At 44.2% G+C, this 14,257-nt stretch carries 13 protein-coding genes, 1 riboswitch and 1 other annotated feature; of the genes, 4 read left to right on the top strand and 9 right to left on the bottom strand.

The annotated features are described in order from the left end of the window. Positions 1-9: 9 nt before the first annotated feature. The 9 genes from Q4A91_RS04850 to Q4A91_RS04810 form a co-directional block, all read right to left on the bottom strand. Positions 10-576 carry an aminodeoxychorismate/anthranilate synthase component II gene (locus Q4A91_RS04850; protein WP_303209161.1) on the bottom strand — a complete coding sequence of 189 codons (567 nt, stop codon included), beginning with the start codon at positions 574-576 and terminating at the stop codon, positions 10-12. Then, positions 573-1,934: an anthranilate synthase component I gene (gene trpE, locus Q4A91_RS04845; RefSeq protein ID WP_303209159.1), complete on the bottom strand. Its 1,362-nt coding sequence runs from the start codon at positions 1,932-1,934 to the stop codon at positions 573-575. The genes Q4A91_RS04850 and trpE overlap by 4 nt, the downstream gene beginning before the upstream one ends. A 71-nt stretch (positions 1,935-2,005) precedes the next feature. Continuing rightward, positions 2,006-2,237 (bottom strand) — a binding site (T-box leader). After that, positions 2,228-3,406, bottom strand: a complete 1,179-nt coding sequence (gene trpB, locus Q4A91_RS04840) for a tryptophan synthase subunit beta (protein WP_303209157.1) — start codon at positions 3,404-3,406, stop codon at positions 2,228-2,230. It overlaps the preceding feature by 10 nt. Positions 3,407-3,740: 334 nt before the next feature. Further along, complete coding sequence (locus Q4A91_RS04835; protein WP_303209156.1) at positions 3,741-4,967, bottom strand: DegT/DnrJ/EryC1/StrS aminotransferase family protein; 1,227 nt, start codon at positions 4,965-4,967, stop codon at positions 3,741-3,743. A 42-nt stretch (positions 4,968-5,009) separates the two neighbouring features. Then, entirely contained in the window at positions 5,010-5,702 is a 693-nt protein-coding gene (locus Q4A91_RS04830) for a sugar transferase (RefSeq protein WP_303209155.1), read from the bottom strand. A gap of 183 nt (positions 5,703-5,885) precedes the next feature. Continuing rightward, positions 5,886-7,628 carry an ABC transporter ATP-binding protein gene (locus Q4A91_RS04825; protein WP_303209153.1) on the bottom strand — a complete coding sequence of 581 codons (1,743 nt, stop codon included), beginning with the start codon at positions 7,626-7,628 and terminating at the stop codon, positions 5,886-5,888. Next, a complete protein-coding gene (locus Q4A91_RS04820) occupies positions 7,618-9,363 on the bottom strand; it encodes an ABC transporter ATP-binding protein (RefSeq protein WP_303209151.1) in 1,746 nt (581 codons plus the stop codon). The genes Q4A91_RS04825 and Q4A91_RS04820 overlap by 11 nt, the downstream gene beginning before the upstream one ends. Before the next feature lie 206 nt (positions 9,364-9,569). Then, positions 9,570-10,205, bottom strand: coding sequence for a DUF421 domain-containing protein (locus Q4A91_RS04815; protein ID WP_303209149.1), 636 nt, complete (start codon positions 10,203-10,205; stop codon positions 9,570-9,572). Continuing rightward, the gene (locus Q4A91_RS04810; RefSeq protein WP_303209148.1) at positions 10,202-10,657 is read right to left on the bottom strand and encodes a DUF3290 family protein; all 456 of its coding nucleotides are present in this window, start codon (positions 10,655-10,657) and stop codon (positions 10,202-10,204) included. Before Q4A91_RS04810 ends, Q4A91_RS04815 begins: the two co-directional genes overlap by 4 nt. Before the next feature lie 133 nt (positions 10,658-10,790). Here Q4A91_RS04810 and Q4A91_RS04805 point away from each other — a divergent pair, with 133 nt between their 5' ends. The 4 genes from Q4A91_RS04805 to Q4A91_RS04790 all read left to right on the top strand — a co-directional run bounded on the left by Q4A91_RS04805 (position 10,791) and on the right by Q4A91_RS04790 (position 14,210). Beyond that, positions 10,791-11,618: an exodeoxyribonuclease III gene (locus Q4A91_RS04805; protein WP_303209147.1), complete on the top strand. Its 828-nt coding sequence runs from the start codon at positions 10,791-10,793 to the stop codon at positions 11,616-11,618. An 11-nt stretch (positions 11,619-11,629) separates the two neighbouring features. Beyond that, positions 11,630-12,016, top strand: a complete 387-nt coding sequence (locus tag Q4A91_RS04800; protein ID WP_303209145.1) for a VOC family protein — start codon at positions 11,630-11,632, stop codon at positions 12,014-12,016. A gap of 131 nt (positions 12,017-12,147) precedes the next feature. Beyond that, a riboswitch (purine riboswitch) is annotated at positions 12,148-12,243 on the top strand. Positions 12,244-12,363: 120 nt separating this feature from the next. Next, entirely contained in the window at positions 12,364-12,945 is a 582-nt protein-coding gene (locus Q4A91_RS04795) for a xanthine phosphoribosyltransferase (protein WP_303209144.1), read from the top strand. Beyond that, positions 12,945-14,210, top strand: a complete 1,266-nt coding sequence (locus Q4A91_RS04790) for a nucleobase:cation symporter-2 family protein (RefSeq protein WP_303209143.1) — start codon at positions 12,945-12,947, stop codon at positions 14,208-14,210. Before Q4A91_RS04795 ends, Q4A91_RS04790 begins: the two co-directional genes overlap by 1 nt. Positions 14,211-14,257: the final 47 nt, after the last annotated feature.

Genomic DNA, 14,257 nt, shown 5'->3' with positions numbered 1-14,257 from the left:
CTAGTTTCCTCACTTTACAACCTTCTCGATAAAATTCCGAATAGAAGACAAGCCATCTGGCGTTCCGATACTTTCTGGATGGTACTGGAAGCCATAAATCGGAAGGGTTTTGTGTTGAATTCCCATAATAGCTTGGTCATCAGTCGAACGAGCTGTCACTTCAAAGTCTTCTGGCATTTCTTCAATCAAAATGCTGTGGTAACGCATGACTGGACGATCATCCTCAATGCCTTGATAGAGAACAGATGGCGCTTCAAAGCTGATATGGCTCTGTTTCCCATGCATGACTTTTGGAGCCAAACCTAGCTTCCCACCAAAGACTTCTGCGATGGCTTGGTGACCCAAACAAATCCCTAGAATTGGCTTCTTGCCTGCAAAGTCACGAATCATGTCTTCCATCTTTCCAGCATCAACTGGCCAACCAGGACCAGGAGAAAAGACCAGACCATCTGCTTTTTCAGCTTCTTCATACAGCTTGGGATCATCATTTCTCAAGACCTGCACCTCTGCGAAATTCCCAATGTATTGCGCCAAGTTATAGGTAAAAGAATCATAGTTATCAATCAATAAAATCATGGTCTTAGTTCTCCAATCCTAGTCATAGATTTAGCCTTGTTAATGGTTTCTTGGTATTCGTTTTGGGCGATTGAGTCATAGACAATCCCTGCCCCAGCCTGCACATAGGCTGTTTGATCTTTGAGAATCATGGTTCGGATGGCGATAGCGAAATCCATATCACCCGTCGCAGACAAGTAGCCGATTGCTCCTGCGTATACGCCACGTTTTTCTGTTTCCAATTCATAGATGCGTCTCATGGCCCGAATCTTTGGTGCTCCTGAAACTGTTCCAGCTGGAAGTGTAGCTTTCAAAGCATCCATGGCAGTGAGTTCTGGAAGCAAACGCCCTTTCACCACGCTGGTCAAATGCATGACATAGCGGAAGAGCTCCACTTCCATATACTTGGTGACTTGGACACTGGTTGTTTCAGAGAAGCGGCCGATATCATTGCGCCCCAAGTCTACCAACATCCGATGTTCTGCTGTTTCCTTCTCATCAGAAAGTAAATCTGTCGCCAAAGCCTTATCCTCTTCTTCCGTTGCTCCTCTTGGTCGCGTTCCCGCAATCGGATTGGTTGTCACGATGCCATTTTTGACAGAAACCAAACTTTCTGGACTAGCACCAATGATTTGATAATCCCCAAAATCATAGAAATAAAGGTAATTAGATGGATTGGTCACGCGGAGATTTCTGTAGAAGTCAAATGGATTTCCAGTAACTTCTGCTGAGAAACGCTGGCTGAGCACGCATTGGAACATATCACCATTACGAATCAAGTCGCGAGCTGTTTCCACCATTTCCTCAAACTTCTGAGGAGCGATATGCGGTTTGAAGTCCAGCGGAGATAAATCCAAGTCTTCAAATTCATTTGGAGCAGGAATGCGTAATTCCTCCAGCACTTGCTTCAAGGCTTCTTCCAAATCTTCTTGACTGCGATCACTATAGAGAGCATCCTCGACGACATGGATTTTTTCCTTCTTGTGGTCAAAGACCATATAACTCTCATAGACAAAGAAATGCATGTCTGGCGTCCCAATGGTATCTTCAGGGATTTGACCGATTTCTTCATAGAGCAAAATCATATCGTAACCGACAAAGCCAATAGCTCCCCCACCAAAAGGGAGATCTGAATGGTGCTGGCTCTTATGAGTCACTTCATAAAGGAAATCCAAGGGATCCCGATTAATCACTTGACCATTTTGATAAAGAACTCCATTTTCAAACTGAATCTCAAAAACAGGATTATAAGCTAGGATAGAAAAACGAGCGGTTTCCTTGTCTCTCGGAATACTTTCTAAGATCACCTTGTGTTGCCCTTTTAAGCGCATATAAGCCAAGATTGGTGATAAGACATCTCCATGAATGATTCGTTCCATTGTAATTTCCCTTTCAGTTCTATTTCTAGTCCGTGGCGATTGTATGAAAAATCCCCACGCAAAATAACTTGCGTGAGGACGAAATTCGCGGTGCCACCTCAATTATAGGATTTCTCCTATCTCTCATTCCTGTCTCAGAACATTCCTGTAACAGGCTGTGCGATAAAGGGCACTCCCTTGAGAATTATGTTTTCTTCTCTCGTTTCAAATGGACCCAACCTTACAGCTTTCTCTGCTTGTTTCCAGCAACCACAAGCTCTCTGTGAGAGAAAAGACTGTAATTTTTCCATCTCTTATTTTTTAGCTTCCAGGTAGTCTGCAATCGCAGCTACGTCCTTGTCTCCACGACCAGAGACATTGATGATGATAATGTCATCTTTACTTAGTTTCGGTGCACGTTTAACCGCTTCTGCGATGGCGTGCGAACTTTCAATCGCTGGGATAATCCCTTCTGTCTTACTAAGAAGGAGCAAGGCTTGAACAGCTTCTTCGTCTGTCGCTGCTACGTATTCTACGCGACCAGAATCTTTAAAGTAGGCGTGTTCTGGACCAACCCCTGGATAGTCCAAACCAGCTGAGATAGAGTAAACTGGCGCCAGCTCTCCGTCTTCCTTAAAGACTGCATAGGTATTCATACCATCGACAATTCCGACACTACCTTTTGTCATAGTGGCTGCGTGCTTATCTGTGTCAAGTCCATGACCAGCAGCTTCGACCCCAACCAATTTGACTTCTTCATCAGCAACATACTGTGAAAAAGCTCCAATAGCATTGGAACCACCACCTACACAGGCAATGACGTAGTCTGGTAAACGGCCTTCTTTTTCCAAGATTTGGCGGCGAGATTCTTCACTGATGACCTTTTGGAATTCATGAACGATGGTAGGATAAGGATGAGGCCCTACAGCAGATCCCAAAACGTAGAAGGCTTCAAGGTCATTCATCCATGCTCCAAAGGCTGCATCGACCGCATCCTTGAGAGTTCGTGTCCCCGTTTCAACTGCGTGAATAGTCGCTCCCATCATCTCCATACGGAAGACATTGAGACGTTGACGCTCCACATCTTCTGCCCCCATGTAGACATCACAAGCCATACCAAACTTGGCTGCAGCTGCTGCTGTCGCAACACCGTGCTGACCAGCTCCTGTTTCTGCGATCACTCGTTTTTTGCCCATACGTTTGGCAAGAAGAATTTGTCCTAAAACGTTGTTGAGCTTGTGAGAACCAAGGTGGTTAAGGTCTTCGCGCTTGAGATAAATCTTAGCCCCACCTAAGTGATCTGTCAAACTTTCCGCAAAATAGAGTGGTGTTTCACGACCAGAATAATCCTTCAAGTAATGGCGAAATTCTGCCAAAAACTCTGGATCATCCTTGTATTTGTCAAATGTCACTTCCAACTCATCCAACAAAGCCTGAATCGGATCCGGTACAAAACTACCACCAAATTGTCCAAAATAACCTTTAGTTGTCATAAAATTTTTCCTCTTTCAGTATTGATTTCAAGATATGAAAAAAGCCCACACACAGATTGGATTCTGTGTGAGGGCGTTGGTAACGCGGTGCCACCTCAATTATAAAGGGACTATTCCCCTTTACATCTCTGCCTTATCTAACAACAAGTTGCACTGTAAGGTGTGCGCACCAAATTTTCATTGTTTCAAATTCATTTTTAAAATCAGCCCACTTTCACTACTTCCAACCACCTGTTCACAATCACCACAGGCTCCCTGAAGATCAAAAATAGTTACTTTTCTGATTTGTTGAGAATATTATATGCTATTGTCCGCTTTTTGTCAAGATTTTTTATTATTTTTTTCCAGAACCGAGGATTTCTTCGGAAATTCTCACCAAAGTCTTAACGATATAGTCTACTTCTTCATCGCTTAATTTAGTGTGAAGAGGGAGGGTAATTTCGTTTTCAAAGAAGGCATAGGCTCTCGGATAATCTGCCATATCAAAGCCAAGATTCTTATAGGCTGTCAAGAGCGGAAGCGGTTTATAGTGTACATTACTTGCAATTCCTGCTTTGGCCAATTCTTGGATGATAAGGTTGCGTTCTTCTAAACTTGCTCCTTCTACATGAGTGATGTAGAGGTGACGTGAAGATTCGACAGTATCAGTCTTGTGTGCAAGTGGGTGAATACGAGTACCTGCAAAACCACGATCATAGCGGTCCACGATGTCCTTACGACGTTGTAGCAAAGCTGGGTAACGGTCCAATTGTACCAAACCAATCGAAGCCATGATATCCGTCATATTGCACTTGTAGGCCGGTGTAACGATATCGTATTCCCATGAACCCAGTTGCATCTTGGCAAGGGCATCCTTTGTTTGACCATGAAGGGAAAGAATTTGGAATTCCTTATACATCTCTTCGTCGTCAATAGCTGGATTGGCCTTCCAAGTGGCACTTCCTCCCTCAGCAGTTGTAAAGTTTTTAACGGCGTGGAATGAGAAGGAAGTAAAGTCAGCGATAGAACCAGCTGCCTGCCCTTTGTAAGTAGATCCCAAAGCATGAGCACTATCAGAAACAATCACGATACGGTTAAAGGCCTTTTGCCACTTGCTAGCAGCTGTAAAGAGATCACGTTTTTTCTCCACGACTTGGAACAAACAGTCATAGTCGCAAACAATCCCTGCAAGTTCAACCGGAATAATCACCTTAGTCTTTTCAGTGATGGCTTGCTCAAGAAGGTCATAGTCCATCTCAAACGTATCTGCTTGAATATCCACCATGACAGGTGTCGCTCCTACGTGAGTGATGACACTACATGAAGCTGTATAAGTCATAGCTGGAACGATGACTTCATCACCTGGTCCCACTTCCAAAACACGTAAAATCAACTCAAGAGCGGCTGTCGCAGAGTTGAGGCAGACAGTCTTAGGTGTCTGTGTGTATTGAGACAAGCGACGCTCCAGTTCTTTTGTCTTAGGACCTGTTGTGATCCAACCAGAGCGCAGGGTATCCGCTACTTCAGCAATTTCTGCTTCTGTAATATCGGGTGGTGAAAATGGAATATTGTAATTTGGCATTGATTTGCTCCTTTTATCTGTACTCATTTTCTCATGACTACTTTATTTTAGCACTTCAAACACGGTTTGAAACATGATTTTGATGTCTCCAAGGAAACTAAACTCTCGGAGATAGGCGAGGTTATAGCGCATCTTCTCAGGAAGGACGTGCTCTACATAGGCCTGATCAACCGTTAGGCCTTTCTCCGTCATTTGACTGATGATAGTATCCTCATCCTTGTAGTTGATGCTGGCTGGAGAGGTGATTCCTGCTGGCAAGAGCAAGGTCGCCATCATTTCAGGACTATACTGCTCGGTGTAACGTGGCACTTCAGGTCGCGTGCCGACAAAAGACATTTCGCCTTTAAGGACATTGACCAGCTGAGGCAGTTCATCCAAGCGCACACGACGAATGAAATTTCCCACTTTGGTAATGCGGCTGTCGTTAGCTGAAGTCACCAGACTTCCTTTTTTATCCGCATCCGTCACCATAGTACGGAACTTCCAAATCTTGAACGGACGGTTGTACTGGGTCACGCGCTCTTGTTTGTAAATGACAGGTCCCTTGCTATCCAACTTGATCCAAGTGCTCAAGATAAGAAAGATGGGAGAAGTCAAAACTAGCAAAAACAGGGCCAGAACCCAATCCAGGAAACGCTTGAAAATCAGCGAACCCTTCCTTTTAGAGACAAGCTGGTAATAAGACTCAACCTCGCTTGATTGCATTTCCGCGGGCAAGTCTTCCCAATTCAGCATGCTGTTTCTCCTTTGTTTTTATTATACTATTTGTCAACATTTTTCATTATACCACAAAATGGAAAAGGCGGTGCAAGAAATCTGTAATTTGAAGGATTTCCTTCTGATGTTCAATGAAAATCAAAGTACAGCTTTGAGGTTGCAGATAAAGCTGACATGGTTTGAAGAGATTTCCAAAGAGTATTAGGACATAGCTCCAGCCTGCAAGCTATACATCTTGTGATAGGTTCCTCCCAAGGCCAAGAGTTCCTCATGGGTTCCACTCTCGATGATGCGCCCCTTGTCCAAGACGTAGATGCAGTTGGCGTCTTGGATGGTCGAAAGGCGATGAGCAATAGCAATGGTCGTCCGACCCTGTCTCATCTTAGCTAGGGAATCTTGAACCAAACTTTCTGTTTCAGAGTCAATATTGGCTGTCGCTTCATCCAAAATCAGGATTTTAGGCTGACTGGCGACTGTTCTAGCAAAGGCAAGAAGCTGTCGCTGGCCAGTAGAAAAGCTCGAACCACGCTCAGAAACGGGGGCATCATACCCCAGCGGAAGGTCCTGAATAAAGGAATCTGCATCCACAAAGGCAGCCGCAGCCTGGACCTGATCATCACTAAGATCTTGATACATGGCAATATTGGACTTGATAGTCCCGTGATAGAGGAAGGGATCCTGCAAGACCAGACCGATATTTTTTCTCAGCTCTTCCTGACTGTAGTTCCTGATATCCACACCATCCAAGAGAACGCGGCCTGACTGAAATTCATAAAAGCGCATGAGGGCATTGATAATGGAAGATTTCCCGGAACCTGTATGACCTACAAAGGCAATGGTTTCGCCCTTGTTAACTGAAAAGGAAATATCATCCAGAATCGGATGTTTGCCATCATATGAGAAACACACATGTTCAAAACGGATATTGCCCTCTTGGACTTTGGCTTGCCCATCTTTTTGAAGAGGCTCATAGGTCGTCTCATCAATCAAGGCAAAGACACGGCCTGCAGATACCATGGACGTTTGAAGGGTTGAAAAGTTTTGCGTCACCTCAATTAAGGGATCAAAAAGGCGGTTGATGTACTGGATGAAGGCATACATGGTTCCAGCTGTTATCCCGATAGAAAGACCACGATAGCCAAAGTAGGCCATCAAAACAGCATAACCTAGAAGTTTCAGCAAACTCATGGCAGGTCTCAAAAAGAGGGCATCCAAGGCTACAGATCGGTTGGCATAGACCAAGTGTTCTTGGTTGATTTCATCAAATTCTGCCTGCAGGCGCTTCTCTTGATTAAAGGCCTGGATAATCCTGATTCCCTCTATATTCTCTGCCAGCTTACTATTGATATCCGACAAGAGACTTCTGGTTTTTTCGATGATTTTCACTGACTTTTTCCGATAGAGATTGACCAAAAGGAAAATCAAGGGAAGAAAGAGCAAGACTAAAGCTGTCAAACGAAAATCCAGCACCAACATGGTATACAGAGTTGTCAGAAAGATAAAAACTGCTGAAATAAAGCTGGATAAAATCCCTGAAAACATATCACTGATGGTCTCGGTATCATTGGTCAAACGAGAAACGATGGAGCCTGCTGGCGTCTTGTCAAAATAAGACATGCCGAGTTTCTCCATATTGGCAAAGGCATTGCGACGAATATCTCTGACAATACTGTAAGACACTCGTGCAAAGAGAAGATTGCCGACATACTGAACTAGAGTTTGTAGGATATAGAGGCCATAGTAGGCCAGCAAAACGGTCCCGGCCAGTTGATTAAGATTGCTGAGGTACTGGTCGATAAAATGGGAAGCCACGAGGGGAATGACACTTTTAATGACCGTCGTCGCAAGGAGAAAACTGAGTGCCAAAAAGGTCAGGAGGCCATAGGGCTTGAGATAAGACATCAAGCGCTTCAATACAGCCCATTGCTCTTTCTTATTCTGCATCTTCTTCTCCTTTCATTTCCAACTGCTGAGACTGATAGGTTTGGGCATACCAGCCATCTAAAGCTAGCAGGTCTTCGTGTGTACCGCGTTCTATGATTTGGCCATTTTGCAGAACCAAAATCAGATCTGCATGGACAACTGCACTGAGACGATGGGCTGTGATGATGGTTGTCTTATCCTTCCGCGTCTCCTTGAGATTGTCGATGATGGCATACTCCGTCTTGGCATCCACGGCGGACAAGGAATCATCTAAAATCAAGATATCAGGGTCTAAAATCATAGCCCGACTCATGGCCAGACGTTGCTTTTGACCACCTGAAAGACTGACTCCTTTTTCACCGATCAACGTATCAAAGCCCTGAGGCATGTCTACAATATCTTGGTAAACTTGAGCTAGCTTGGTCGCTTCCTCGACTTCTGATAAAGGCAGGTCAGGATTTCCAAAGCGGATATTGTCTAAGATAGAGGTCGCAAAGAGAAACTGATCCTGAGGGACATAGCCCATGAGACCACGAAGGTCTGTCAGACGATAGTCACGAATATCGTGACCGTTTAGATAAATAGCTCCCTTATCCACATCGTATTCACGCAAGAGGAGCTTAATCAAGGACGTTTTCCCAGAGCCTGTCTGACCGACCAAGCCTAGGGTTTGTCCTTTTTCCAGACTAAAGTGAACATCTGTCAATGTTTCCTCATTTTCAAAGGCAAAGCTGTCAATGGCATACTCCAAGCGCCCATTTTCAATACAATCTAAAGGAAACTCAGGGTCTTTTACAGGTGATTCCTGAGACAAAAGATCCTCAATCCGTTGGTAAGAAACCTTGCCTCGTTGAGTGATATTAAAGAGGAAACCAATGGCCATAAGAGGCCAGACCAACATATCCAAGTAGCTGATAAAGGTGACCAGATTCCCAACCGTAATCTGTCCCTCCTGAACCATCAAGGAACCGACCAAAAGGGTTAAAACATAGGATGAACCAACAAACAAGAGAACCATAGGGTCAAAGAGACTATCGTATTTCATGGTTTGGAGGTTCTTTTGGAAGGTTAATTCATTGACTGCCTGAAAAGACTCCAGCTCATCTGACTGATAACCGAAAGACTTGGTCACCTTGATACCTGATACAGACTCCTGCACCTTGTTATTGAGTTCGGAAAAGGCAGCTTGGGATTCTCCGAAAGCCTTATGAGTCTTTCTCCCTAGACGACTGGTCGCATAAGCCATAAAAGGCAGGGGAAGAATGGCAACCAGAGTCATCTGCCACGAAATGCTAAAGAGCATGGTCAGCAAAGTCACCAGCGCCGTGATGGAAGCATCCACTGCTGACATGACTCCTCCACCTGCGAGACGAGTTAAAGCATTGATATCATTGGTGGCGTGTGCCATCAAGTCTCCCGTCCGATAGGTCTGATAAAAGGCTGGCGACATCTTAGTAAAATGCTCAAACAAGCGAGAGCGCATAATCTGCCCCAGACGATAGGATGTCCCGAGGATATACATGCGCCAAACATAGCGCAGATAGTACATCCCAAAGGCTGCCAGCAGTAGATAAAATAGATTAAGAAGGAGCTCCTGCTGGGTTAATTGACCCGATGTAATGGCGTCAATCACCCGCCCCATGACCATGGGGGGAATGAGATTGAGGACGGAAACCAAGACTAAGGCCACAATCCCGACTAGATAACGGCGCTTTTCTAACTTGAAAAACCACCAGAGTTTTTGAATAATGGACATAAAATCCCTTTCTGATTGCAAATGGAAACCTGAGGCCAAGACTCAATGAAAATCAAAGAGCAAACTAGGAAACTAGCCGCAGGTTGCTCAAAGCACTGCTTTGAGGTTGTAGATAGAACTGACGAAGTCAGTAACCTACATACGGAAAGGCGACGTTGACGCAGTTTGAATTTGATTTTTGAAGAGTACAAGACCCCAGGTTTTTCTTATTCATAAGTTACGACTGAGACGACACCCTTGTCATACTCAGCGATAAAGATATTGGCCATATTGTCATACCCTTGTTTACTGAGGTTATCAAGCAGCCATTCTTCGCTCCGACCAATGGTCTCCAAAATTTCAACTTGGATAACACCGTCTGTGACAACAGGATACTTGGGATTCTCATCTCCCATTTGGACTACGATGAGTTGACCATTCTGCTCCTGCATAGCGCGTTTGACTTGTTTCATTTGGAAAATTCCCTGGCTACGGAGCTTAAGAGCTACATCCGCTGCTGATAAACCAACCGAACGGCAGGCTTCTGGATCAATCTTCCCATTTTTGATGAGCAGGGTTGGTTTCCCATCAATCAAACGTTTCACAAAGTGAACATTATTATTCAGCCATTTGAGAGTCAAGACCAGAATGGTCCACATGATCAAGATGACTGCATACTGAAGGATACTGATGGCGCTATTGTAAATCACCCCACCGATGATCCCCCCGAGTACATAGTTCTGAATTTGGTCTATTGCTGAGTTAGGCGCTAGGTTACCCTTTCCGGTCACATTAATTACAAAAACCAGAGAAAAGAGACCCAAGGCTAGTTTGATTAAAATTTCCATATAATTGAGTGTCATTTGTTCACCTCCACCAGTTCAATTGAATCTGTTTTATGCAATTCGACTTTCTCTAGCAGGTACTTGTATGGCTCACTTCCGTTCAAGGCACGGTAATAGCGATCTCCGACCTTGATAAGTGCGCCATCAGTGTCGGCCGAAGTATTGACATAGACTTCTGACTTGTCTACTCCCAATTCTTTGGAAACAAGCTCGATGAAATGAAGTGAAGCTTGAAATTTATTATTAGATACTTGATTGTTTTGATAAGTCGAGATACTAATCAAAAGGAGAGCCAGTAAGGTCAAGGCTGAAATCATGACCAACTCACGAAACTTGGTGCCCTTTTTATCATAGTAAGCTTTAAAAGCAAAAAATCCTGTAACAGCTAATAAGACGATCCCAAAGCCAATCATGATGCCATTTTGCTGACTGATTTGGCTGAGTACATAGTCATAAGAATAGAATTTCATGTATTTTCACTCCCTTTCATAAAATCATTCTTAATTATAAACGAAAGAGGGTGATTTTTCAAACCATACGTTGGGGAAATGCGCCTTTTTTTGGTATAATATAGTCTGTAATCTGAATGAAAAAGGTAACTTTATGAAACTCATCTCATGGAATATTGATTCCCTCAATGCAGCCCTAACGAGCGACTCAGCTCGTGCAAAATTGTCCCAAGAAGTCCTACAAACCTTGGTAGCTGAAAATGCTGATATTATCGCTATCCAGGAAACCAAGCTTTCTGCAAAAGGGCCTACAAAGAAACACTTGGAAATTTTAGAAGAACTCTTCCCAGGTTATGAAAACACTTGGCGTTCCTCTCAAGAACCTGCTCGCAAAGGCTACGCTGGAACTATGTTCCTCTATAAGAAAGAACTCACACCAGCGATTAGCTTCCCAGAAATCGGTGCCCCTTCTACCATGGACTTGGAAGGCCGCATCATCACCCTAGAATTTGATGAATTTTTCGTAACGCAAGTATACACACCAAACGCTGGCGACGGTCTCAAACGCTTGGAAGAGCGTCAAGTCTGGGACGTCAAATATGCTGAGTATTTGGCTCAACTAGACAAAGAAAAACCAGTCCTTGCGACGGGTGACTACAACGTGGCCCACAAGGAAATCGACCTTGCAAATCCTGCCAGCAACCGCCGTTCACCTGGATTTACAGACGAGGAACGTGCTGGTTTTACCAACCTTTTGGCAACTGGATTTACTGACACCTTCCGCCATATTCACGGCGATGTCTCAGAACGTTACACTTGGTGGGCGCAACGCAGTAAGACTTCTAAAATCAACAATACAGGCTGGAGAATCGACTACTGGCTCACTAGCAACCGCGTGGCTGACAAGGTGACCAAGTCTGACATGATTGACTCAGGTGCGCGTCAAGACCATACGCCGATTGTATTGGAAATTGAACTTTAAGGAGAAAGCTAATGGACTATCAAGCTGTCATTCCTGAATTTGTAGTATCTGACCTCGAAAAGTCACGCCACTTCTACTGCGACTTGCTGGGATTTTCTGTCGAATACGAGCGTCCAGAGGAGAAATCTCTCTTCCTCTCGCTTGAAGACTGCCAACTTATGCTAGAAGAAGGCAGCACAGAAGAATTAGCCCAACTAACCTATCCTTTCGGGCGCGGTGTCAATATTTCCTTTGGCATTGAAGATGTCCCTCAGCTCCACCAAAAACTGCTGGAAGCTGACTATCCTATTTATCGTCCTTTGACTAAACGAACATTTCGTGTTGGGGATCACTATATCTATCCTCATGAATTTGCAGTCTTGGATCCAGATGGCTATTTTTTAAGATTTAGCGAATAGAATAATCGAAGTCTACAATACTATCCAGCCTTGTAGGCTTTTTCGTTCGCTTTTATGATCTATTTACTAACAAAATATTTGATTTATAAAGCTAATTGGTGTAAAATAAAAACATTGGCAGTAGCCTATTTAAAATTGAATATCATTTTACTTGTTTATGTCGTGAATTGGCACGACGTTTCTACAAGGTGCTGGAACACCTAACAATGAGTATGTCAGCTGAAGGTATGGTTTTGGCCATGCCTATTTTGGGGACTTACTTAGGGGATTAAGTAGGTCCTTTTTCTATTTCTTGCTAGAAACTCTAAACAAGCAAATGAAGCGTCTTTTAGACTTTAGGAGGTCTTATGAAATTATTAGAAGAGCGCATCCTCGAGGATGGGCATATCTTGGGGGACAATATCCTCAAGGTGGATTCCTTTTTAACCCACCAAGTTGACTTTAACTTGATGCGAGAGATTGGTAAGGTATTTGCGGAAAAATTCGCTGCTGCTGGCATTACCAAGGTCGTAACCATTGAAGCGTCAGGCATTCCCCCAGCTGTTTTTACAGCTGAAGCCTTGAATGTTCCCATGATTTTCGCCAAGAAAGCTAAAAACATCACCATGAACGAAGGCATCTTAACCGCCCAAGTCTACTCCTTTACCAAGCAGGTGACCAGCACCGTTTCCATCGCTGGAAAATTCCTTTCACCAGAGGACAAGGTATTGATTATTGACGATTTCCTTGCTAATGGCCAAGCTGCCAAAGGTTTGATCCAAATCATCGAACAAGCTGGAGCAAAAGTTGAAGCGATTGGTATCGTGATTGAAAAATCTTTCCAGGATGGTCGTGATTTGCTTGAAAAAGCAGGATATCCAGTCCTATCACTGGCTCGCTTGGATCGTTTCGAAAATGGTCAGGTCGTATTTAAGGAGGCAGATCTCTAATGCAAAAACAAGAAAAACATTCACAAGCAGCCGTTCTTGGCTTGCAACACTTATTAGCCATGTACTCAGGTTCTATTCTGGTTCCCATCATGATTGCGACAGCTCTGAGCTATTCAGCTGAGCAGTTGACCTACCTGATCTCCACAGATATCTTCATGTGTGGGGTGGCCACCTTCCTCCAACTCCAACTCAACAAATACTTTGGGATTGGACTACCAGTCGTTCTCGGAGTTGCCTTCCAATCCGTCGCTCCTTTGATTATGATTGGGCAGAGTCACGGTAGTGAGGCTATGTTTGGTGCCCTTATCGCATCAGGGATTTATGTGGTTCTGATTTCAGGTATTTTCTCAAAAGTTGCCAATCTCTTCCCATCTATCGTAACAGGCTCTGTCATTACCACGATTGGATTGACCCTGATTCCTGTCGCTATTGTAAATATGGGAAATAACATCCCTGAACCAACTGGGCAAAGTCTTTTGCTTGCAGCCATCACTGTTCTAATCATCCTCTTGATCAACATCTTTACCAAAGGATTCATCAAGTCTATCTCCATTTTGATTGGTCTGGTTGTCGGAACTGCCATTGCTGCCACTATGGGCTTGGTTGACTTCTCCCCTGTTGCGGCAGCACCGCTTGTCCATGTTCCAACTCCCCTCTACTTTGGTGTACCGACTTTTGAAATCTCATCCACCGTCATGATGTGTATCATCGCAACGGTGTCTATGGTTGAGTCCACTGGTGTTTATCTGGCCTTGTCTGATATTACTAATGACCCAATCGACAGCACGCGCCTGCGCAACGGTTACCGTGCAGAAGGTTTAGCTGTCCTTCTCGGAGGAATCTTTAACACCTTCCCTTACACAGGATTTTCACAAAACGTTGGTTTGGTTAAATTGTCAGGCATCAAGACTCGCCTGCCAATCTACTACGCAGCTGGTTTCCTAGTCCTCCTTGGACTCCTTCCTAAGTTTGGTGCCCTCGCCCAAATCATTCCGAGTCCTGTCCTTGGTGGTGCTATGCTGGTGATGTTTGGTTTTGTTTCCCTCCAAGGGATGCAAATCCTCGCCCGTGTTGACTTTGCCAACAATGAACACAACTTCCTTATCGCAGCTGTATCAATCGCTGCAGGTGTCGGACTCAACAACAGTAATCTCTTCGTCAGCATGCCAACAACCTTCCAAATGTTTTTCTCAAACGGAATTGTCGTAGCCAGCCTACTGGCCATTGTCCTCAATGCAGTATTAAACCGGAAGAAGAAATCATAACCACCCGTCTAACGGGTGGTTTGCACCAGGGCTATAAGCTCAAATTA

This window comes from Streptococcus sp., assembly GCF_030528045.1.
Classification (GTDB): domain Bacteria; phylum Bacillota; class Bacilli; order Lactobacillales; family Streptococcaceae; genus Streptococcus.
Note: the sequence above shows the minus strand (reverse complement) of the source record. Positions and strands in the feature narration are given on the sequence as shown.

Excerpts from the sequence above, each read along its gene's own strand:
- Q4A91_RS04820 (WP_303209151.1), bottom strand. The coding sequence starts at position 9,363 with ATGTCCATTATTCAAAAACTCTGGTGGTTTTTCAAGTTAGAAAAGCGC.
- trpB (WP_303209157.1), bottom strand. The coding sequence starts at position 3,406 with ATGACAACTAAAGGTTATTTTGGACAATTTGGTGGTAGTTTTGTACCG.
- Q4A91_RS04815 (WP_303209149.1), bottom strand. The coding sequence starts at position 10,205 with ATGACACTCAATTATATGGAAATTTTAATCAAACTAGCCTTGGGTCTC.
- Q4A91_RS04810 (WP_303209148.1), bottom strand. The coding sequence starts at position 10,657 with ATGAAATTCTATTCTTATGACTATGTACTCAGCCAAATCAGTCAGCAA.
- Q4A91_RS04800 (WP_303209145.1), top strand. The coding sequence starts at position 11,630 with ATGGACTATCAAGCTGTCATTCCTGAATTTGTAGTATCTGACCTCGAA.
- trpE (WP_303209159.1), bottom strand. The coding sequence starts at position 1,934 with ATGGAACGAATCATTCATGGAGATGTCTTATCACCAATCTTGGCTTAT.
- Q4A91_RS04795 (WP_303209144.1), top strand. The coding sequence starts at position 12,364 with ATGAAATTATTAGAAGAGCGCATCCTCGAGGATGGGCATATCTTGGGG.
- Q4A91_RS04825 (WP_303209153.1), bottom strand. The coding sequence starts at position 7,628 with ATGCAGAATAAGAAAGAGCAATGGGCTGTATTGAAGCGCTTGATGTCT.
- Q4A91_RS04835 (WP_303209156.1), bottom strand. The coding sequence starts at position 4,967 with ATGCCAAATTACAATATTCCATTTTCACCACCCGATATTACAGAAGCA.
- Q4A91_RS04805 (WP_303209147.1), top strand. The coding sequence starts at position 10,791 with ATGAAACTCATCTCATGGAATATTGATTCCCTCAATGCAGCCCTAACG.
- Q4A91_RS04830 (WP_303209155.1), bottom strand. The coding sequence starts at position 5,702 with ATGCTGAATTGGGAAGACTTGCCCGCGGAAATGCAATCAAGCGAGGTT.
- Q4A91_RS04790 (WP_303209143.1), top strand. The coding sequence starts at position 12,945 with ATGCAAAAACAAGAAAAACATTCACAAGCAGCCGTTCTTGGCTTGCAA.
- Q4A91_RS04850 (WP_303209161.1), bottom strand. The coding sequence starts at position 576 with ATGATTTTATTGATTGATAACTATGATTCTTTTACCTATAACTTGGCG.